Source organism: Actinocrispum wychmicini, assembly GCF_004345645.1.
Classification (GTDB): domain Bacteria; phylum Actinomycetota; class Actinomycetes; order Mycobacteriales; family Pseudonocardiaceae; genus Kibdelosporangium; species Kibdelosporangium wychmicini.
In genome coordinates this window covers 345,013-365,826 of sequence record NZ_SLWS01000001.1, presented here as the reverse complement: position 1 = coordinate 365,826, position 20,814 = coordinate 345,013, and the positions used below count along the sequence as shown (strand labels likewise).

Annotated in this window: 17 protein-coding genes; 11 read left to right on the top strand and 6 right to left on the bottom strand. The window is 69.3% G+C overall.

Features of this window, described 5'->3' with window-relative positions; all coding sequences use genetic code 11:
- Positions 1-29 precede the first annotated feature (29 nt).
- Both EV192_RS01820 and betA read right to left on the bottom strand, forming a co-directional pair.
- Positions 30-827 (bottom strand): IclR family transcriptional regulator, encoded by a 798-nt coding sequence (locus EV192_RS01820; protein ID WP_132110450.1) that lies wholly within the window; start codon positions 825-827, stop codon positions 30-32.
- Positions 824-2,464: a choline dehydrogenase gene (gene betA, locus EV192_RS01815; protein WP_132110448.1), complete on the bottom strand. Its 1,641-nt coding sequence runs from the start codon at positions 2,462-2,464 to the stop codon at positions 824-826. The genes EV192_RS01820 and betA overlap by 4 nt, the downstream gene beginning before the upstream one ends.
- Before the next feature lie 179 nt (positions 2,465-2,643).
- Here betA and EV192_RS01810 point away from each other — a divergent pair, with 179 nt between their 5' ends.
- Positions 2,644-3,735 carry a hypothetical protein gene (locus EV192_RS01810; RefSeq protein WP_132110446.1) on the top strand — a complete coding sequence of 364 codons (1,092 nt, stop codon included), beginning with the start codon at positions 2,644-2,646 and terminating at the stop codon, positions 3,733-3,735.
- On the opposite strand, the gene EV192_RS01805 is transcribed toward EV192_RS01810, so the two are convergent.
- Complete coding sequence (locus EV192_RS01805; RefSeq protein WP_132110444.1) at positions 3,732-4,511, bottom strand: IclR family transcriptional regulator; 780 nt, start codon at positions 4,509-4,511, stop codon at positions 3,732-3,734. The genes EV192_RS01810 and EV192_RS01805 overlap by 4 nt on opposite strands.
- A 119-nt stretch (positions 4,512-4,630) precedes the next feature.
- On the opposite strand from EV192_RS01805, the gene EV192_RS01800 reads away from it, so the two are divergent.
- From EV192_RS01800 to EV192_RS01790, 3 genes are read left to right on the top strand one after another with little or no spacing between them, the layout of a single operon-like run.
- On the top strand, positions 4,631-4,942 hold the full coding sequence (locus tag EV192_RS01800) for a bifunctional 3-phenylpropionate/cinnamic acid dioxygenase ferredoxin subunit (protein ID WP_132110442.1): 312 nt from the start codon (positions 4,631-4,633) through the stop codon (positions 4,940-4,942).
- Positions 4,942-6,090 (top strand): NAD(P)/FAD-dependent oxidoreductase, encoded by a 1,149-nt coding sequence (locus EV192_RS01795; RefSeq protein ID WP_132110440.1) that lies wholly within the window; start codon positions 4,942-4,944, stop codon positions 6,088-6,090. The genes EV192_RS01800 and EV192_RS01795 overlap by 1 nt, the downstream gene beginning before the upstream one ends.
- Before the next feature lie 2 nt (positions 6,091-6,092).
- Positions 6,093-7,253, top strand: a complete 1,161-nt coding sequence (locus EV192_RS01790; protein WP_132112838.1) for an aromatic ring-hydroxylating oxygenase subunit alpha — start codon at positions 6,093-6,095, stop codon at positions 7,251-7,253.
- Here EV192_RS01790 and EV192_RS01785 read toward each other — a convergent pair.
- From EV192_RS01785 to EV192_RS01780, 3 genes are all read right to left on the bottom strand, one after another.
- Positions 7,234-7,992: an SDR family NAD(P)-dependent oxidoreductase gene (locus tag EV192_RS01785; RefSeq protein WP_132110438.1), complete on the bottom strand. Its 759-nt coding sequence runs from the start codon at positions 7,990-7,992 to the stop codon at positions 7,234-7,236. The genes EV192_RS01790 and EV192_RS01785 overlap by 20 nt on opposite strands.
- 54 nt (positions 7,993-8,046) lie before the next feature.
- A complete protein-coding gene (locus EV192_RS56720) occupies positions 8,047-8,181 on the bottom strand; it encodes a hypothetical protein (protein ID WP_279492643.1) in 135 nt (44 codons plus the stop codon).
- Between the two features lie 117 nt (positions 8,182-8,298).
- The gene (locus EV192_RS01780) at positions 8,299-9,261 is read right to left on the bottom strand and encodes an aldo/keto reductase (RefSeq protein ID WP_132110436.1); all 963 of its coding nucleotides are present in this window, start codon (positions 9,259-9,261) and stop codon (positions 8,299-8,301) included.
- 144 nt (positions 9,262-9,405) lie between these two features.
- Here EV192_RS01780 and EV192_RS01775 point away from each other — a divergent pair, with 144 nt between their 5' ends.
- The 7 genes from EV192_RS01775 to EV192_RS01745 all read left to right on the top strand — a co-directional run bounded on the left by EV192_RS01775 (position 9,406) and on the right by EV192_RS01745 (position 20,768).
- Positions 9,406-10,683 (top strand): UDP-glucose dehydrogenase family protein, encoded by a 1,278-nt coding sequence (locus tag EV192_RS01775; RefSeq protein WP_424923328.1) that lies wholly within the window; start codon positions 9,406-9,408, stop codon positions 10,681-10,683.
- A gap of 3 nt (positions 10,684-10,686) precedes the next feature.
- Complete coding sequence (locus EV192_RS01770; RefSeq protein ID WP_132110432.1) at positions 10,687-12,477, top strand: gamma-glutamyltransferase family protein; 1,791 nt, start codon at positions 10,687-10,689, stop codon at positions 12,475-12,477.
- Between the two features lie 63 nt (positions 12,478-12,540).
- Positions 12,541-13,602 (top strand): sensor histidine kinase, encoded by a 1,062-nt coding sequence (locus EV192_RS01765; RefSeq protein WP_132112836.1) that lies wholly within the window; start codon positions 12,541-12,543, stop codon positions 13,600-13,602.
- A complete protein-coding gene (locus tag EV192_RS01760; protein ID WP_132110430.1) occupies positions 13,599-14,255 on the top strand; it encodes a response regulator transcription factor in 657 nt (218 codons plus the stop codon). Before EV192_RS01765 ends, EV192_RS01760 begins: the two co-directional genes overlap by 4 nt.
- A gap of 242 nt (positions 14,256-14,497) precedes the next feature.
- Entirely contained in the window at positions 14,498-15,793 is a 1,296-nt protein-coding gene (locus EV192_RS01755) for an alginate O-acetyltransferase AlgX-related protein (RefSeq protein WP_132110428.1), read from the top strand.
- 108 nt (positions 15,794-15,901) lie between these two features.
- The gene (locus EV192_RS01750) at positions 15,902-17,074 is read left to right on the top strand and encodes a hypothetical protein (protein ID WP_132110426.1); all 1,173 of its coding nucleotides are present in this window, start codon (positions 15,902-15,904) and stop codon (positions 17,072-17,074) included.
- Positions 17,067-20,768, top strand: a complete 3,702-nt coding sequence (locus EV192_RS01745) for an FkbM family methyltransferase (protein ID WP_132110424.1) — start codon at positions 17,067-17,069, stop codon at positions 20,766-20,768. The genes EV192_RS01750 and EV192_RS01745 overlap by 8 nt, the downstream gene beginning before the upstream one ends.
- The last annotated feature ends 46 nt before the right edge of the window (positions 20,769-20,814 follow it).

The window sequence follows — 20,814 nt, the reverse complement described above, 5'->3', positions numbered from 1 at the left end:
ATGGAACACCATCGTGTCGAGAGACCCGCTTAGTCAAGAGAGCGCCATGTCTCAAATGGGTTTAGGTAGTGGCCGTGCCATCCCAGCCTGCGGGAAACCTCGTGGGCTGAGGCCACCACGTGCTTCGCCACGTCGGGCAGGCGTTCGGCGGTGACGCGGAAGCTGGGACCGGAGGCACTGATCGATCCCACCACGACTCCGTCGGCCCCGCTGATCGGCGCGGCCACCGCCGTCAGCCCCACCTCCAGCTCGTCGACCGCGGTGGCGAAGCCGTCCCGCCGGACCGCCTCGATCTGGCCGCGCAGCTCGGCGCGACCGGTGATCGTCTTGTCCGTGAAGCGCTTGAGGACGCCGCTGGTCAGCTCGTCGAACCGGACCCCGGAAACGCTTGCGAGCAGCACCTTGCCGTTGGACGTCGCGTGCAGGGGGATCCGTTGGCCGACCCAGTTGTGCAGCTGCAACGCGGCCGAACCGGCCACCTGGTCGACGTACAGCGCCTCGTGGCCGGACAGGACCGTGATGTTGACGGTCTCGCCGACGACCTCCGCCAGCCGCTGCGACACCGGGCGGGCGCGCTGGACGAGGTCGAGCTTGGCCGTTGTCGCGCCCGCGAGCTGCAACACGCCGACGCCGAGGCGGTACTTGCCGCGGTCGGCGTGCTGTTCCACCAGGTCGTGCGCCTCCAACGTGGTGACCAGGCGGAACGCGGTCGACTTGTGGACCTGCAGCCTCCTGGCGATGTCCGTGACACCCAGTTCGCCATGCTCGGCGAGCAGGCGCAGGACGGTCAGGGCCCGGTCGACTGACTGGATGGCGCTCTCGCTCATGCCTCACTCCGCCGGTAGAACTTCGCGTCCGACGCTGGCAGCGGGGTGTTGCCGAGGATCAGGTCGGCGGCCTTCTCGGCCACCATCATCACCGGGGCGTAGATGTTCCCGTTGGTCACGTACGGCATGACCGAGGCGTCCACGACCCGTAGCCCCTCGACGCCGTGCACACGCATGGACGTCGGGTCCACAACGGACATGTCGTCGACGCCCATCTTGGCGGTGCAGGACGGGTGGTACGCGGTCTCGGCGTCCCGCGCCACCCATCGCAGGATCTCCTCGTCGGTCCGCACCTCGGGGCCGGGGGAGATCTCGCCCGCGTCGAACTCGCCGAACGCGGGCTGGCTGAGGATGCTCCGGGCGACGTGGATCGCCTCGACCCATTCCCGCCGGTCCTGGTCGGTGGACAGGTAGTTGAACTTGCACGCCGGGTGCGCACGCGGGTCCGTCGACTTGATCTTGACCGAGCCGCGCGCGTCGGAGTACATCGGCCCGATGTGCACCTGGTAGCCGTGGCCCGCGGTGGGCCGCGAGCCGTCGTACCGGACCGCCAGCGGCAGGAAATGGAACATCAGGTTCGGGTACTCGACGTCGTCATTGCTTCGCGCGAAGCCGCCGCCTTCGAAGTGGTTCGTGGCGGCCGGGCCCGTGCGGGCGAGCAGCCACCGCAGGCCGCTCAGCGGACGGTTGCGCCATTTCAGGGCGGGGTTGAGCGAGACGGGTTTGGTGGCCGCGTGCTGGACGTAGACCTCCAGGTGGTCCTGGAGGTTCTCGCCGACGCCGGGCAGGTCCTCGACCACGTCGATACCGAGGGCTCGAAGTTCCCGCGCGTTGCCGATCCCGGAGAGCTGGAGCAGTTGGGGTGTGTTGATCGCGCCGCCGCAGAGGATGACCTCGTTCGCCCTGACCTTGTGGGTGCTACCGAACCGGCGGTATTCGACGCCGATCGCGCGTGCGCCGTCGAACAGGACTTTGTTGACGTGCGCGAGGCACCGGACGGTCAGGTTCGGCCGGTTGCGGACCGGGTGCAGGTAGGCGCGGGCGGCGGACCACCGGCGTCCATTGTGGATGTTCCGGTCGAACCGGGCGAAGCCCTCCTGCTGGAAACCGTTGACGTCACTGGTGAGCGGGTACCCGGCCTGCTCGACGGCCCGGAAGAACGCTCCGAACAGCGGATTGGTGGCCGGTCCGCGTTCGAGGACGAGCGGACCGTCGCCGCCGCGCCAGTCGTCCGCGCCGGCCAGGCAGTTCTCCATCTTCTTGAAGTACGGCAGGCAGTGCGCGTAGTCCCAGTCCTGCATGCCTTCGTCGGCGGCCCAGCGCTCCAGGTCCAGCGGGTTGCCGCGCTGGAAGATCATCCCGTTGATGCTGCTCGACCCGCCGAGGACCTTGCCCCGGCCGTGCGAGACCCGCCGGCCGTTCATGAACGGCTCCGGCTCGGAGTGGTACTTCCAGTCGTAGAAGCGGTTGCCGATCACCATGGTCAGCGCGGCCGGCATGTGGATGAAGACGTCCCAGATCCAGTCCGGCCGACCGGCCTCCAGCACCAGGACCTTCGTCGAGGGATCGGCGGACAGCCGGTTGGCCAGCGCGCAGCCGGCCGAACCGCCGCCGACGATGATGTGGTCGTAGCTCATCGCGCCCTCCTGGAGTTGCGTATTACCCAACTCGGTTCACAATGCGAGTCGTCAGAGGCTAGCCGGGGTTGACTCGGACGCCAACCGCTGCGCTGTTCAGCCGGCCGGTATCTCAAGATGGGCACAAGGTGGTCGGACCCACCTTCCGGCGACGACCTGGGCCCGGCAAACTCGCGTACATGACGATCACCGATCGCCCACAGCCGACCCACACCGGTCCGATCGCTCTCACGCGAGGGTTCCTCACCGGCTGTGTGAGCGGGGTGACGCTGGCCTCCCTCGTCGCCGCGCCCATCATCGAGAGCGTGCCGCTGGTCATCGTGGGCGTTGGTCTTCCCGTGGTGTACAGCGTGCTCCTCTTCATCGGCGGCATACCCCGGCGCGCCCGTGAGGCGGCTGCCCCACGGACCACGGCTCTCGCGAAGATCGAGAGCCTGCGCGCCCTGGGGAGTGATTCAGGTGATATGCCGGTCCGCTTCGTCGTCACGGTCGCACCGGACGGCCCACCCTTTCGCGCCGAGATCACCCTCAACGTCAACCTGGTCGACCTGCCCACCTACAAACCCGGCAACATTCTCGTGGTCGACTATCCGACCGACCGACCATGGCATGCCCGGATCCTCACCGAGCCGACGCCGGAATGGGAACGCCGGGCGGCCAACGCCGTACTTGAGTCCGCGCCCGAGTCCGCCCTGGTGAAGGAACCGCCCAAGGGCGGTGCGTTCGGCACTGTCGTCTTCATCGGCGTGCTGATCGGCGCGGTCGCCGTCCTCGTGCTGTTCCGCGCGGACCTGTTCGGCACGACGACCGCCGTCGCGGAGCCTTCCGCTGCCGACCCGGCACCGACCACCGTCACCTCGACGTCGTCCACCACGATCACGTCCGCCAACGGCACGGTCACCCTCGGCTCGAACCAGTCGTTCCGGGACCGTGGCACGCTGAAGGACGCCGTCGCCGCCCTGACCAGGGACAGGGACGGTGCCCAAGTGATCAGCGTGATCATCCAGGACCGCGTCATGTCGGTGGTGTTCGCCCCGAGCGGCAGCCCCGCGCCCGGGTTCGACCTGCGTGAGCTGCCCACCGACCGGATCCGCCCGTTGGTCGACGAAGCCACTGTCGCGCTCGGCGTCACCTCGCCGTCCTGGGAGGTCATCATGGAGAACATGACCGGTTCGTTGACCATCCGCGTCGTCGTGACCGGACGCAACGGCTCGGCGTCACTCGAGGCCAATCGCTCGGGGAACGTGGTGCGCCGCAACCCGCTGCGCTAACCGCCGAAGTAGCCGATCCGGGAACTGATCTCCGCGGCTCCCACGCGGAGTTTCCCGGCTACGTCCGGGAAGGAGTGCACGGTCAGGCGGTACGCCGGGCCGGAAACGCTGACCGCCGCGATGACGTCGCCGCTGCCGTCGCGGATCGGGGCGGCGACCGCGTTCAGCCCGACTTCCAGCTCCTCCGCAGTGCTGCCCCAGCCGTTCAGCCGGATCGTCGCCAGTTCGGCCACCAGTTTGGAACGGCTCGTGATGGTGTTCGGGGTGTAGCGCTCCAGGGTGTCCAGGGCGGCTTCGAGGTCCGTCCCGCCGGCCCAGGCGAGCAGGACCTTGCCGCTGGAGGTGGCGTGCAGCGGGGTGCGCTGGCCGATCCAGTTGCGGGTGGTGACCGCCGCGGTGCCGTAGACCTGGGTGATGTTGGTGGCCTGGCCCGAGTCCATGATCGCCACGTTCACCGTTTCGTCCAGCTCGCCGGCGAGGCGTTCGCAGACCGGTTGGCTCTCCCTGGGCAGGTCGAGGCGGGCGGTGGTGGCGCCGGCCAGGCGGACGATGCCGAACCCGAGGCGGTATTTGCCGCGTTCCGCGACCTGCTCGACCAGGCGGCGGTTCTCCAGCGCGCCGATCAGCCGGAACGCCGTGGACTTGTGCACGTCCAGTTCGGCGGCGATCTCGGTGACCCCCGCCTCGCCACGGGTGGCGAGGATGTCCAGGATCGCCAGCGCCCGGTCCACCGACTGGACCTGGACCGCCGGGGTCTGGGCCTTCTCGTTCCCCATGCCGCAACCTTACTCACCGAATCCGGGCTTCCCCTGGTTGAACCCTTGACGCGTCGACCAGCAGCGGTCACTCTGTTGCTTATCGCACGGCTTGTTGTGTATCACACAACGGAGGCAAGATGATCCTGGTCTGCGCCGAGGGGGAGATCGCCGACGGCACGGCCGTGCGGGTCGAGAACGGCGGTCACCCGATCGCGGTGTTCAACGTCGACGGCGAACTGTTCGCGATCGACGACACGTGCACCCACCAGGACGCGTCCCTCGCCGACGGCTGGCTCGACGGCTGCACGGTCGAGTGCCCGTTGCACGCCTCATGCTTCGACCTGCGCACGGGCAAACCGACAGGCCCACCGGCGAAGGTCGCGGTACGCACGCACGACATCGTGGTGCAGGACGGACAGGTGTACGTCGTCGTAGCTGTGGCGGCGTGATGCGTACCGTCACCATCGTCGGCGCGTCACTCGCTGGGCTGTCCGCGGCGAGAGCCTTGCGCGCGCAGGAGTTCGTCGGACGGATCATTCTGGTCGGCGACGAACCACCCTACGACCGACCGCCGTTGTCCAAGGACTTTTTGGACGGCACCACGTCGGCCGAGAACATCCAGCTGACCACGGCCGACGACAACCTGCTCGACATCGACTGGCGGCTTGGGCACAGGGCCACCCAGCTGGACACAAGTGACCGTGCGGTCGTGCTCGACACGGGCGAACGGATTCGTACGGACGCCGTCGTGCTGGCGACGGGCGCGCGGGCGAGGACGTTGTCCCACTTGAAGAACGTCTTCACTCTGAGGACCCTCGATGACGCCGTCGAGTTGAAGGCGGCGTTCGCCAAGGGTGGCTCGGTGGTGGTGATCGGCGCCGGGTTCATCGGCGCGGAAGTGGCGTCCACGGCTCGGAAAGTCGGGCTGCACGTCACCGTCGTGGAGGCGTTGCCGGCACCGATGGCCGGGCCGCTCGGCGTGGAAATGGGTCAGGTCTGCGCCTCGCTGCACGCGTCCAACGGCGTCGAGCTGATCACCGGCGTTGCCGTGGAAAGCCTTATGGACAGCGGTGTGCGGCTGGCGGACGGGCGTGTGTTGCGTGCGGACATCGTGGTAGCCGGCATAGGCGCGGTTCCGAACGTCGAGTGGCTCGCCGGGTCCGGATTGGCGATCAACGGCGGTGTCGTCACGGATGCCCGGTGCACGACCAACATCCCGTCCGTTGTCGCTGTCGGGGACTGTGCGTCCTCCTTCAACGAGCACGCACAGGACGTGATCCGCTTGGAGCACTGGACGAACGCGTTGCAGCAGCCCAGGATCGCGGCCGCCACGTTGATGGGCCGGACGAGCGTGCACGCCGCCCGGTTCGCGGTGCCGTACTTCTGGTCCGACCAGTACGGTTCCCGGTTGCAGTTCGCCGGCCACCGCCGCGACGGTGACCAGGTGGAGGTCGTCGAAGGGTCGACCTGGTCGTCGTTCGTCGCCGTCTATCGCCGTGGCTCGCGGCCCGTCGCCGTACTCGCCAAGGACGAGCCGAGGCTCTTCGGTCGGTGGCGGCGGGAGTTGACCAGTCTGACCGAAGGGGTTCTGAGTTGACCATCAGCGATGCCGCCTCCGCTGGGAAGAGCACGTCGGCGGGCAGCCTGCCGCCGAGCCTGCTCGCCACCCTGCCCGGCCACTACTACACCGACCCGACGGTCTTCGCCCTGGAACAGGAGCGGGTCTTCGAGTCGATGTGGTTCGCGGTCGCCCGCGTCGACGACCTGGACACGCCTGGCAAGTTCGAGACCGTCGACGTCGGCCGGGAAAGCGTGATCCTGGTCCGCGGCCGGGACGGGGTCTTACGCGCTTTCCTGAACGTGTGCCGCCACCGGGGCGCCAAGCTGTGCGTGGACACCGCCGGCGAGGCCAAGCGGTCGCTGCAATGCCCTTATCACGCATGGACCTATGGCCTGGACGGCAAGCTCGTCGCCGCACCGAACCTGACCAAGATGCCGGACATCGACCGCACCGAGTGGGGCCTGGTCGGCGTGCACCTGCGGGAATGGCTCGGCTACGCCTGGGTCTGCCTCGCCGACCCCCCACCGTCCTTTGAGGACACCGTGGTGGGCGCGGCCACCGCCCGGCTCGGCTCCGCCGAGATGATCACGCACTGGGAAGTGGACCAGCTGTCCGTCGGCCGCCGGATCGGCTACGACGTGCGGGCCAACTGGAAGCTGATCATCGAGAACTTCATGGAGTGCTACCACTGCGCGACCATCCACCCCGAGCTGACCGAGGTCCTGCCTGAGTTCGCGGACGGCTACGCGGCGCAGTACTACGTCGGCCACGGCGCCGACTTCGCCCCCGACGCGCAAGGCTTCACGGTCGACGGCAGCGAAGGGCTCGACCGGATCGGCAGCGTGGGCGAGGAGCAGGACCGCAAGTACTACGCGATCACGGTCAACCCCCAGGTGTTCATCAACCTCGTGCCCGACCACGTGATCTTCCACCGCATGTACCCGGTGTCCGCGTCCCGGACAGTCGTGGTCTGCGACTGGCTCTACACCAAGGACGTCGTGGCCAGCGGGCGGGACGTGGCTCGGTCGGTCGAACTGTTCCACCGCGTCAACCAGCAGGACTTCGACGCCTGCGAACGCTGCCAGCCGTCGATGTCGTCCCGCGTGTACGCGAAAGGCGGCGTCCTGGTGCCCAGCGAGCACCACATCGCCGCCTTCCACGAGTGGCTGACCGGGAAGCTCAGCGCGGGGCCATCCTGAGGGCGCCGTCCAACCGGATGACCTCGCCGTTCAGGTAGTCCTGGTCGATGATGGACAGGGCCAGCTTGGCGTACTCCGCCGGCAGGCCCAGGCGCTGCGGGAACGGCACGCCGGCGGAAAGAGCCGCGCGGAACTCGTCACTGACGCCGGCGAGCATCGGGGTGTCGATGATGCCGGGCGCGATGGTGACCACGCGGATGCCGAACTGGGCGAGGTCACGCGCGGCCGGCAGGGTCAGCCCGACCACACCGCCTTTGGAGGAGGCGTACGCGGCCTGCCCGACCTGGCCGTCGAACGCGGCGATGGACGCGGTGTTGATCACGACGCCACGCTGGCCGTGGTCGTCGACCTCGGCGGTCTTGGCGATGGCCTCGGCGGCCAGGCGCAGGACGTTGAACGTGCCGATCAGGTTGACCTCGATGACCTTGCGGTACCCGTCCAGGTCGTGCGGGCCTTTCTTGGACAGGATCCGGCCGGCGGTGCCGACCCCCGCGCAGTTCACAGCCACCCGCAGCGGCGCGTCCGCGCTCGCTGTGTCAATGGCGGCCTGGACCTGGTCCGGATTGGTGACGTCAGTGGGAACGTATGTCACGCCGTCAAGCGAAGGTGCTTTCTCCACGGCGCCCGGCAGGTCCAGCGCGTACACACTGGCGCCCGCGGCGGCCAGTGCTTTGACGGTCGCGCCGCCGAGGCCCGACGCTCCACCCGTGACCACCGCCGAGATACCGCTGACCTGCATGCCTGCTCTCCTTTGGGCCGATGGCTCAACTCCAGGAGAGGCTAGCCAACTCGCTCAGGGTCCGTCGCGCGGTGTGACCTCGTTAACGGACCGCCGCCGGTCGGCCACCTGCAGGACGACCACCAACGGGATGGCGGCGAGCAGCGCCAACCCGACGAACAACGCCAAGATCCCCAGCACGTCCAGCATGTCTCCACTGTGCGACCTGAACAGGCAAAACCGCGTCGGCCGGGAGAGCGGTCCTGGCCTACATCCGAGGGACGGCCCAGCTCACCGACGGCTACCACTCAGGTCTGACACCATCCCTTAGCGGCGACCCGGAGGGCAGATCTCGTCGATCAGGGTCAGCTCTTCGGGGGATGGCCGCCACTTGACCGCGGCCGCGTTCTCCACGACCTGGTCGGGATGGGTCGCGCCGGCGATCACCGAGGACACCGGGGGCTGGGTGGTCAGCCACGAGATGGCCAGGGTCGTCATGCCGATGCCGCGTTCGTCCGCGAACGTCCGCAGTCGTTCGATGCGGTCCCAGGGGGCGTCGGTGAGCAGTTTGCGGCGGGTGGCCAGCCGGGAGGTCGAAGGCGGCTTGTTGTCGCGCTGGTACTTGCCGGTGAGCAGGCCGTTGGCCAGCGGGAAGTACGGCAGTACGCCGAGGCCGAAGCGGCGGGCCGCGGGGTTGACGTCCCGTTCGGCTTCGCGTTCGAGCAGGGAGTAGTGGTTCTGCGCGGCGATCGGTTTGGTGACGCGCTCGGTCTGGGCGGTCCAGGCCGCGTCCGCGATCTGCCAGCCGGCGAGGTTGCACACACCCGCGTACCGGATCTTGCCTTCGCTGATCAGTTCCGACAGCACGCCCAGGGTTTCCACGATGGGTGTGCGCACGTCAGCGCGGTGCAGTTGGTAGAGGTCGATCCAGTCCGTGCCGAGGCGGCGTAAGGAGGACTCGACCGCGCGCCGGACGTACCGTCGTGAACCGCGGGCGCCGAAGTCGGGGCCATTCGTCCCCTGCATGTCCACGCCGAACTTGGTCGCGATGACGGCGTGGTCGCGGCGACCGGACAACGCCTGGCCGAGGAGTTCCTCACTGCGGCCGCGTGGGGCGCCGTAGACGTCCGCGACGTCGAAGAAGGTGATACCCGCGTCCAACGCCGCGGTCACGACGGCCCGGGAGCCGGCCAAGGACTCCGCGGGTGTTCCGGGCCTGCCGAGGTTGTTGCAGCCGAGTCCGACAACACTGACCACCAAGCCGGACTCGCCGAGATGTCGGTGCTCCACCGGCACACCCTATGTGGGCACCGCCGCCGGACCTAGTGGCGTCCGTCGCATGGAGTATTCGAGCCTGCCAACCGCTGTTAGCGCGTCGGTCAACTCCGGCTGCGACCGTCGGTCATGGGACACGTCGACGATGGGGTGGTTCGGGTGCAGCGAAAGATCGCGGTGGTCGGCACCGGCTACGTCGGCCTCACGACAGGTGCCTGCCTCGCGGCGATCGGGCACCACGTCGTGTGCGCCGACATCGACGCGGGCAAGGTTTCCCGGTTGCGAGCCGGCCAGGTGGACATCCTGGAGCCGGGCCTGGCCGAACTCGTCCGGCGCGGTCTGGACGCCGGACGGTTGGAGTTCGTCGTCGGCGCGCCCGCTGCGATCCACACGGACACCGAGGTGTTGTTTCTGTGCGTGCCCACGCCGATGGGCGCGGACGGCTCCGCTGACCTGAGAGCTGTCGAGTCCGTGTTGCGTGAGGTGGGCGACCTGCTGCCGGAGGACTGTGCGGTGGCGACCAAGTCGACTGTCCCGGTCGGTACCGCGGACCGGCTGTCGCGAATGGTGAACGCTCCGATCGTCGCCAATCCCGAGTTCCTGCGCGAGGGCAGCGCGGTCGACGACTTCCTGCACCCGGACCGGATCGTCGTCGGCTCGTCGGACCGCCCGGCCGCCCGGCGGGTGGGCGCGCTGTACGAACCGTTGCAGGCACCGACGTTGATCCTGGACGCGGCCAGCGCGGAGATGGTCAAGTACGCGGCGAACTGCTTCCTCGCGGTGAAACTGTCGTACGTCAACGCGATCGCGCAGCTTTGTGACCGGGTCGGCGCCGACGTGGTGGCGGTGACCGAGGGCATGGGGTACGACCCGCGCATCGGCCGGTCCTTCCTCAAGCCGGGGCCGGGTTGGGGTGGCTCGTGCCTGCCCAAGGACGCCAACGCGCTGGTGCATGTGGCCGAGTCCGTCGGGTTGGAGTTCCCGTTGCTGCGTTCGGCGATCGAGCAGAACGCCCGTCAGCAGGCGGATGTGCTTGACCGGGTCAGGCAGGCGTGTGACGGGACGATCCGCGGCGCCCGGATCGGTCTGCTGGGCCTGGCGTTCAAGGCCGGCACGAACGACCTGCGGGACTCGCCTGCGGTCCGGATCGCGGACGCGCTGGTGGCCGAAGGCGCCGAGGTGACCGCGCACGACCCCGCGATCAGCGGCGAACTGTCGGGGATCCGGCTGGTGGACGACCCGTACGAGGCGGTGAAGGGCGCGGTCGTGGTGATCGTGCTCACCGAGTGGCCCGAGTTCCGGACGCTCGACTGGACCAGGGTGGCCGAGCTGATGGACGGGTTCACCGTGCTGGACACCCGCAACCTGCTCGACGGCGACCCGTTGACGCGGGCCGGACTTACTTGGCGTGGCATGGGTCGTCCTGTTACTAGTTAGCATGTGTTCACAACCCGCCCTGAGCTGGCCGGCACGTTCGGAATGGTGGCCTCCACGCACTGGTTGGCGTCCACGGCGGGGATGGCGATGCTGGAGGACGGCGGCAACGCGTTCGACGCCGCCGTGACCGCCGGTTTCGTGCTCCAGGTGGTGGAGCCGCACCTCAACGGTCCCGGCGGTGAGGTGCCCGCGGTGTTCCAGGCCGCCGGTGAGTCAGAGCCGCGGGTCCTGTGCGGCCAGGGAGTCGCGCCCGCCGCCGCCACGATCGACCACTACCACGATCTGGGCCTGGAACTGGTGCCCGGCAGCGGGTTGCTCGCCGCGACCGTGCCGGGCGCGTGGGACGCGTGGCTGATCCTGTTGCGGGACTACGGCACCAAGACGCTGCGGGATGTGCTCGCCCGCGCCATTTCCTACGCCCGTGACGGATTCCCGGTGGTGCCCCGGATCCCGGTCACCATCGACGCGGTGGCCGACCTGTTCACCGAACACTGGCCGACCTCGGCCGCGCTGTGGCTGCCGGACGGCCGCCCACCGGCCGAGGGGACCCGGTTCCGCAACCCGGTTCTGGCCGACACGTGGGAGCGGCTGCTGGCCGAGGCGGAGAGCGCCGGCGCCGATCGGGAGGCGCAGATCGAGGCCGGTCGCCGGGCCTGGTCGCAGGGTTTCGTCGCCGAGGCGGTGGACTCGTTCGCGCGGCGGGCGGTCCGGGACGACTCCGGCCGCGACCACGCCGGCCTGCTGACCGGTCAGGACATGGCCGGGTGGTCGGCGACCTTCGAGGACGCGCTGACCGTGTCCCTCGGTGACTGGACGCTGGTGAAGTGCGGTGCGTGGACCCAGGGTCCGGTGCTGGCGCAGCAACTGCTCCTGCTGGCCGGCTTCGCCGACCGTCTATCCTATGTGGATGGTGTGGCCACCGCCGAGACCATCCACATCGCCACCGAGTGCGCGAAGTTGGCGTTCGCCGACCGGGAGGCGTGGTACGGCGACTCCGCGGACGTTCCGCTGGACGTGCTGCTGTCCGGCCAGTACGTGGCCAACCGCCGGTCGCTGGTGACCGACCAGGCCTCGTTCGAGCTGCGCCCGGGATCACCGGCCGGCCGGCCGCCGCGGCTGCCCGCGTTCGCCGTGCCGTACTTCGTCCCGGCCACCGAGACCAGCGGCGCGATCGGCGAACCCACGATCGGCAACAGCGGCGTGGTCCGGGGCGACACCGTGCACCTTGACGTGGTCGACGCCGCCGGCAACATGATCTCCGCGACCCCGTCCGGCGGCTGGCTCCAGTCGTCCCCGACGATCCCGTCCCTCGGCTTCTGCCTGGGCACCCGTGGCCAGATGTTCACCCTGGAACCCGATTTCGCGAGCGCGCTGAAGCCAGGCAAACGGCCGAGAATCACGCTGAGCCCCTCGATGGCGCTGCGCGACGGCGTGCCCCGAATGGCGTTCGGCACCCCCGGCGGCGACCAACAGGACCAGTGGCAGCTGTGTTTCTGGCTGGCCCACACGGTCGGCGGACTGAACACGCAGGCCGCGATCGACGCCCCGAACTGGCACTCCGGCGCGTTCCCCAGCTCGTTCTTCCCGCGCTACTGGCAGCCCGGCGAACTGATCGTCGAGTCCCGCGTCGGCACCGCGACCATCGACGACCTGCGCGACCGGGGCCACCTCGTCACCGACGCCGGCCCGTGGACCCTCGGCCGGATGTCGGCCGTGTCCAGAGACCCCGCCGACGGACTGTTGCGCGCCGCCGCCAACCCCCGTGGCATGCAGGGATACGCCGTCGGGCGCTGACCGCACATACGTTGTGGAACGGACGCGGTCTGGGCGCTGGTGCCGTAGCGTCGCGCTGTGCGCATGTGGCGGACGTCGTGGCTGGCCAGCACCGTGATCGCGGTGCTGGCGGGTACGGTCGTGGTCGCTGTCACGGCGGTCGCCGGTCACTGGCAGAAGAATCCGCTGGGGGTCGACGGCGGCCTGTGGATCGGGGCGACCGCGCTGCCGCTGGTGGTCCGCACCCGCTTCCCGCTCACGGTCTTCGGGATCACGCTCGCGTCGACAGTCGGGTACTTCCTGTTCTCGCCGTTTCCGCCTGGACCACTGCCTGTGTTGCCGATGATCGCCTTGATGACCGCCTCGTACCTGCGTGGCCCGTTGGTCGCGAGCGTCATCGGCGTGTCGATCCTGGTGGTCGGCCAGTTGATCGCGTGGCGGTTCGACGGGTCCACGGTGGTGATCCTGCTCGGGATCACCGCGGGGACCGCGATCGGCGCGGCGGTGCGGGCCCGCCGGGAACGGTCCGTCGAGCACGCGCAGCGGGTCGCTGAGAAGGAGCGGCTGCACCTGGCCAGGGAGGTGCATGACGTGGTCGCGCACAGCCTGGCCATGATCAACGTGCAGGCCGGGGTGGGCGCGCACATCGCGGACAAACGGCCGGACCAGGCCAAAGAGGCGTTGTTGGCGATCAAGGAGGCCAGTCGGGTGGCGTTGGCGGACCTGCGGGCGACGCTGGGAGTGGTGCGGTCCGGTGACCGGTCGCCGGTGCCGGGGCTGGACCGGCTGCCCGAGTTGGTGGACTCGGCCACCGCGGCCGGCTTCGCGGTCGAGCGACGGGGTGAGCCGGGCGACCTGCCCACGCACGTCAGCTTCACGGCGTACCGGATCGTGCAGGAGTCCATGACGAACGCGATCAGGCACGCCCGGGACGCGGACCGGATCGTGATCGAGTTCGCCCGCCCGGACAGCGCGCTGGAGCTGGTGGTGACCGACAACGGCGCCGCGCCTTCGGTCAACGTCGGAAACGGGCTGCGCGGCATGCGTGAGCGCGCCGAGGCACTGGGCGGGACGTTGTCGGCCGGGCCGGTGGCGGCGCGGGGATTCGAGGTACGGGCGGTGCTTCCAGTGCGGGGTGAGTCGTGATCAGGGTGGTGCTCGCGGACGACCAGGCGCTGGTCCGCGCCGGGTTCCGGATGCTGCTGGAGAACGAGGACGGGTTCGAGGTGGTCGGTGAGGCCGCCGACGGCGCCGAGGCGGTCCGGTTGGCCGTCGCCACCAAGCCGGACATCGTGGTGATGGACGTCCGGATGCCCGGCACCGACGGCCTGGCCGCGACCCGCCAGATCACCGAGGCGACGGACGTGAAGGTGCTCGTCCTCACCACGTTCGACGTGGACGAGTACGTCTACGAGGCGCTGCGCGGCGGCGCGAGCGGGTTCCTGCTGAAGGACACCGAGCCGGTCGAACTGCTGCACGCCCTGCGGGTGGTCGCGTCCGGCGAGGCGCTGCTGGCGCCGACCGTGACCAGGCGGATGATCGAGGACTTCGTGTCCCGGCCGGAACAGCGGCGGGTCGACAGTGGCGTGCTGCGTGAGGTGACCGATCGGGAACGGGAGGTGCTCGCCCTGGTCGCGGGCGGCCTGTCCAACGAGGAGATCGCCGACCACCTGGTGATCAGCCCGGCGACCGCCCGGACGCACGTCAGCCGGGTGATGACCAAGCTGCGGGCTCGGGATCGCGCCCAGCTCGTCGTGCTCGCCTACGAGTCCGGCCTTGTCCGGCCCAGGGAACGGTGATCCGCAGCGGGGCGCGTTTCGCCGTGACGAAGGCCAGCCGGCCGAGGAACGCCACGGCCGCCAGCGCCACGAGGGTGATCCACATTGCCCGCCTCCGGTGCTTCGTTGACACCACTAGGACGTCCGCGAGCGTGCGCCGGTTGAGTATGTGACGTGGGTAACACGGCGGCGGCGCGCGTTGATGTTCCCTCATTCGGGCGATCGACGGTCGCTGATCGGTTATCTTGAGGCGGGAGGGAGATGTGCACACGACGGAGATCGCGCGGCAGAGCCTGCCGCCGGTCCACGAGGCCTGGCTGCCCCGCGAGCATTCCCTCTACCGCCCCCGGCACGGCCGCCACCAGCGCAGTTCGCTGATCTGCGCGATCGTGTTCTTCTGCGTCCCGATGCTGCTGCTGGTGATCGGCATCCGGCCGGAGGCGATCGAGAACCGCAAGCTGGTCGGGTTCCCGGCACTGAGCGCCGGCTGGCAGTTCTTCACGTCGTTCGAGCCGTGGGCGATCGACCAGCTGCCGCTGCGGGCCCAGGCCATCGCGCTGGAGGACGCGATCAGCCGCGGTGTCTTCGGCGAGGCGCCGAAGCTGGGTGAGCGGCAGGACCAGAGCGGCCCGGTGGCCAGCCTGCCGCAGGCGACCGACCCGAACATCGACCGGCAGAAGGTGCAGGCCGGCTACCCGAAGGTGATCGAGGGCAGCGACGGCTGGTACTACCTCGGCAACGACGTCGCCGGTCGGTGTGTGCCGGACCAGCCGCTGCCCCAGGTGGTCGCCGCGCTGCGCAAGCTGCGGGCGGTCGTCGAGGCGTCCGGCCGCAAGTTCCTGCTGGTGGTGCCCCCGAACAAGACCACGATGGTGCCGGACCACCTGCCGGACAACTACGTAGGCAAGTCCTGCGCGGCCAAGGCCGGCCAGGAGTTCTGGCTGCGGATGATGCGCGAGGCCGGCGCGATCGACCTGCGGCCCGGCCTGCTGGCCACGGCGGCGACCGAGCCGCTGTACACCAAGACCGACTCGCACTGGACGTTCGACGGCGCGCTGGTGATGGCCAAGGTGCTCGCCGAGCAGATCCAGCCCGGCGTCACCGACACCTGGCAGGTCGCACCCGGACGGGAGGTCACCCGGGAGGGTGACATCCCGCCGCTGATCGGCCGGACCGGCCAGCTCACCGTCCGCACCCTGGAGCTGGCCCCGGACGGCCAGTTCACGGCCGGCCACGACGTCAACTCCGCCTTCGCCACCCCGCTGCGGCTGGTCCGGTCGCCCGGGGTCGGGGTGGTCGACCCCAAAGTGGCCGTCCTTGCCGACTCGTTCACCCAGCCCGTGCTGCCGTTCCTGGCGGCTGGCTTCGCCAACACGACCGTGATCCACGTCGACACGGCGCAGCGGGACCCGCGGCAGACCGGCGATCTGCTCGCCGAACAGGACGTGGTGGTCCTGGAAGGTGTCGAACGGACGTTGGTCTCCGGTAACAACCCCATTCTGTCACCCGGAGTAATCGATCGGATCGGCGCGCAGCTGGCGGCCCACCCTCGTCGGTGACGGTTCCGGTCACGATTCGACAGCCGGTGTTCGCGCGTGGAACCCGTGAGACAGAATTGCTGGGTATGCCAAGACGCACAGATCGTGCCATGACGAGGGGGTGCGGGGTTGACCTGGCAGGATGAGCTTCGCCAGCTGGACGAGAAGCTCGCGTCCGGCCTGATCTCGGCCGACGACTACCGCAGGGGCCGCGACGCCCTGTTGGCCGCGGCGGCGAATCCGGCGAGGCCGGCCGAACCGGGTCCTGGACCCACGCCCCCCGGTTCCGGAGAGTCATCGGGTGTGGAGAGTACCCAGCTGATCGAACCGATCGGCCCGCCGCCGCAGCCCCGACCGATGGGGCCGACAGGTCTGCCTTCGGACAGTGACCGAACCCAGGCCGTGCCGCAGAACTGGACTCCGCAGCCGTCCTACCAGCAGCCGCGCCCGGTCGGCGGCAACGAGTCCGACCGCACCCAGGTCGTGCCCAGTGTCGGCCAACCCCAGTCGCCACCCGGCGGGTTCCCCCAGCAGCAGTTCCCGCAGCAGCCGCAGGGGGCGTGGCAGTCCGGCAATGAGGGGTTCTCGTCGTCGCCATGGAACGGGCCGGAGTTGCCGGCGGCGCCGCCGTGGGGCGCGAACGAGCCGTGGGTCAAGCAGGGACCTGAGGTCTTCGAGGGCCGCAGTGGCTCCCGGGGCAAGGTCATCGCCATCGTGGTCGCCGTGGTGCTGCTGGTCGGCATCGGGGTGGGGGCGTACCTGATCTGGGGCACCTCCAACGGCTCCGGGGGTTCCCCGCAGACCTCGGCCGCCCCGCCGTCGACGACGAAGACCACACCGCCGAAGATCCCCAACGCGATGAACATCGCGGACCTTCCTGGCCAGCAGGTGGACCAGAAGGTCAAGGAGTTCGGCACCGTGGCCAAGATCGACTACCTGACCCCGGAGGAGATCGCCGCCTACCAGGCCGCCCAGGCCGGTGAGTCCGGCATGATGATCAGCCAGCTCCCCGGCAACACCGGCCGCGTCGTCGTCCTCGTGGTCAAAGCCGGCTCGGCCGCACAGGCTCAGTCGACCGCCGCGAAGCTGGTGGAGATCCAGCTGGGCTACAAGGCCACCCAACTGTCCGGCCTGCCGTCGAACGTGAAGGGCACCCAGGTCAGTGACGTGGCCAGGGCGCACTTCGCCAGCAAGGACCTGATCGTCCGGGTCGAGGTGAAGTCCGCCGACGCGAGCCGGCTGATGTCGGTCCTGCAGGACGTGATCGAGGCGCAGCTGAAGGTGTTCCCGGCCGATGGCTGACCGCCGGTGCCCAACTGCCTTCACCGTGGTGGCGCGGAACTACCTGCCCGCCGCCACGGTCCTGGCGAAGTCCTATCGCCACCACCATCCAGACCACCGGTTCCGGATCGCCGTGATCGACTCCGACGCGGACGAGCCTGTTCGCCGGGATGGTTACGAGGTGGTGGGACGGGCGAGCCTCGGCATCGATCCGGACGAGTTCCTGCGGATGGCCACGGCGTACTCCGTCACGGAGCTGGCCACCGCGGTGAAGCCCTCCGTTGTCAGGACATTGCGGGCCGAGTCGGACGTGGTGATCTACCTCGACCCGGACATTGTCGTCTACGCGCCCATGCCCGAACTGGTCGAGCTGGCCATGGCGCACCCGATCGTGCTCACGCCGCACTGCTGCCAGCCGATACCGCGCGACGGCATGGACCCGAGCGAAGCCGCCATCATGGGGTCCGGCGTGTTCAACCTGGGGTTTCTCGCCACCGGGCCGGGCAGCGAGCCGTTCCTGGACTTCTGGGTCGAGCGGCTGCGGCACGACGCGATCGCCGCGCCGGAGCGGCAGCTGTTCACCGACCAGCGCTGGGTCGATCTCGTGCCGGCGCACTTCCCTCATCACGTCCTGCGTGACCCTGGTTTCAATGTCGCGTACTGGAACGCGCACGAGCGTCCGGTCCGTCGCGAGGAGGATGGTTCGCTCACCGCGGGCGGGAAGCCGTTGCGGTTCTTCCACTTCAGCGGTTACCGGCCGGAGAAGCCGTGGATTCTCAGCCAGCACGCGCCGAACAAGCCGCGCGTGCTGCTCTCCGAGCATCCGGTGATCCGCGAACTGTGTGCGGACTACGGAAAGGACCTGCGCTCCGCCGGGTACGCCGAGAGCCTGGACGCGATTCCGTACGGCTACGCGAAGATGGCGGACGGCACCCCCATAAGCATGGCGGTGCGCCGAATGTTTGGTGCCGCGTGGGTGTCGGCCGAGCGCGAGAACGGGCCTTTCCCACCGCACGCCTTCAGCAAGGACGGCGGTGCCGCGCTGCGTGCCTGGCTGTCCGAGCCGCCTGATGACGAGCCGGCCACGTCCGGTCTGACCCGCCTCACCGAGGCCGTCTGGAACAGGCGCGCCGACCTGCGCGAGGTGTTCCCCCAGCCACATGGGCGCGATGCGGCCGCGTTTCGCGAGTGGTTGCGGACTTCCGGCCGCGCCGAAGGAGAGGTCCCCGCCTGGGCGCTGACAGCCGAACCCGAACCTCTCGCCGAGCCGGATGACGAGTTCGGCGTGAACGTGGTCGGCTACCTCACCGCCGAACTCGGCGTCGGCGAGCAGGGCCGGAACGTCCATGACGCGATCGTCGAGGCAGGTGTCCCGGTGGCGTCCGTGGTGGAGGACCGGTTGGTCCATAACCGGACGAACGCGACCGGCCGGGACACGGCAGGCCGGCCTCGGTTCCCGATCACCGTGCTGTGCGTGAACGCCGACCAGACCGAGGTGATCCTGCAACGGCACGCCCAGGCCGGACATCACCGCTACCGGATCGGTCTGTGGGCGTGGGAGCTGGAGGACTTCCCCGGGTGGCTGCATCCGGCCTTCGGCCTGCTGGACGAGGTCTGGGTGGTCAGCGAGTTCTGCCGGGCGGCCATCGCCAGGCACAGCCCGATCCCGGTCAAGGTATTCCCGGTCCCGGTCCGGGATCCGCACCGGCCGGTACCCGTTCGCGCGCCGGGCGAGCCGGTGCGCTTCCTGTTCGCGTTCGACTACAACAGTGTCGCCGAGCGGAAGAACCCCTGGGGCGTGGTGGAGGCGTTCCGCCGTGCCTTCGGCGACCGGGACGACGTCCGCCTCGTGATCAAGTCGATCAACGCGGACAAGCACACGCACTCGGCGGAACGGCTGCGGGCCGCCGCCGGACCGGACCCGCGGATCGAGCTGATCGAGGACTACCTGACCGCCGCAGAGCTGGACGACCTGTACGCCAGCAGCCACTGCTATGTCTCGCTGCACCGCAGCGAGGGCTTCGGTCTCACCGTCGCCGACGCGATGGCTCGCGGCATGCCCGTGATCGCGACCGGATACTCGAGCACCACCGAATTCCTCGACCACACCACCGGCTGGCCGGTCGGGTATCACCTGGTCGAAGTCGGCCACGGACGTCCGCCCTACTCCGCCGACAGTGTGTGGGCCGATCCCGATCTCGACGAAGCCGCCGCCGCCATGCGCGTGGTCGCCGACGATTCCGAGGAAGCTGGCCGGCGTGGCCGCAAGGCCCGCGAACACATCCTTGCCACGCGGTCGATCGCGGCCGCGGCGGACTGGACGAGGACGCAGTTGACAGCCGCCTACCAGACCAGGACCTCGGGCCGATCCACTCAGGACGTCGTCGAACCGCTGGAGCCGTTGCAGAGGTCCCGCGAGGCACTGCACTGGCGGCCGGAGACCACGAGCTCGTCGCGGATGCCGCTGGCGCCGGCGCTGCGCAAGGCCGTGCTGCGAGTGATCGATCATTACGACGTCCATCAACGAAAGGTGCTGGGCGCGGTCACCGACGGCGTGGAAGGCAGCCTCAGCCAGTTGCTCCGCCGGATCGAGCAGGTCGAGCGGCGACTCGGCGCGCTCGACTCGGCCGTGACGGCCACGGAGTCCGCGGTGCGGGCCACGAACTCCGTCGCGGATGTCACCGCTCGATCGGTGGACGAGTTGCGTGCGCAGGTCACCGGCAGCCATCTCGCGCACGAGAACGACATCGCGGCGGTGCGGACCGATCTCGACCGGGTACACGACGTCGCCGGGCGGCGGTTGGACGAAATGGCCGTGCGGATCGGCGAGAACGACAAGAAGACATTCGAGATGTTCGTCGAGCGGGACGGCCGTGCCGAGAGCGACCACGCCGCACTGCGTGACGTCAGAGCGTTACGGCACGCCCTATCCATGCTGCACGCACCCGTTCCGCCGGGCACAGAGGTCGTCCTGTGCGATGTCGGTGCGCTGCTCGTGCCGGTCGATGACGTCTTCCTGCCCTGGCTCGCGCACCACCGCACCTGGGAGCCCGCCGAAGCCGACCTGCTGGCCGAGCTCGCCACCGGCGGCCTGTTCGTTGACATCGGGGCGCACGTCGGCTACCACACGTTGCGGGTGATGGCCGCCGGCGAGAAGCTCACCGGCGTGGTGGCGGTCGAGGCCAACGCGGCCACTGCGGCCCTGCTTTCCCGCAACGTCAAGGTGAACCTGCCGGCCGAGATCGCCGCGAAGGTCGCCGTGCTTCAGCTGGCCGCGTGGGACAGCGACACCGGGGTCCACCTGAACCAACACGAGTCCGGCAACAGCGGCGACTATCGGGTCGACTCGTCGGACCGTGGCGGCGGTACGGCCGTTCGTGCGGTGCGACTCGACGGTGTTCCGCAGATCGCGGAGCGGACAGTCGGGTTGATCAAGATCGATCTGCAGGGTCGGGACCATCGGGCGATAGCCGGGCTCACCGCGGTGATCGACCGGGACCACCCGCATGTGGTCTGCGAGTTCGCGCCGGGACACATCGAGGATCTCGGTGACGACCCGTTGGTGGTGCTCGCCGGCTATCGGGAACTGGGATACCGGCCTGTCCTGCTGCGTGACGATGGACCGGACCCAACGCCGTACCCGGACAAGGCACTGGTGGACCAGGCGCGCGCGGCGGAAACTGGGTTCGTCACGATCTGGCTCAGGCCGTTGTAGTACCGAGGGGGGAAGACCACGACTGGGGATCGGATCCGAAGCGCGT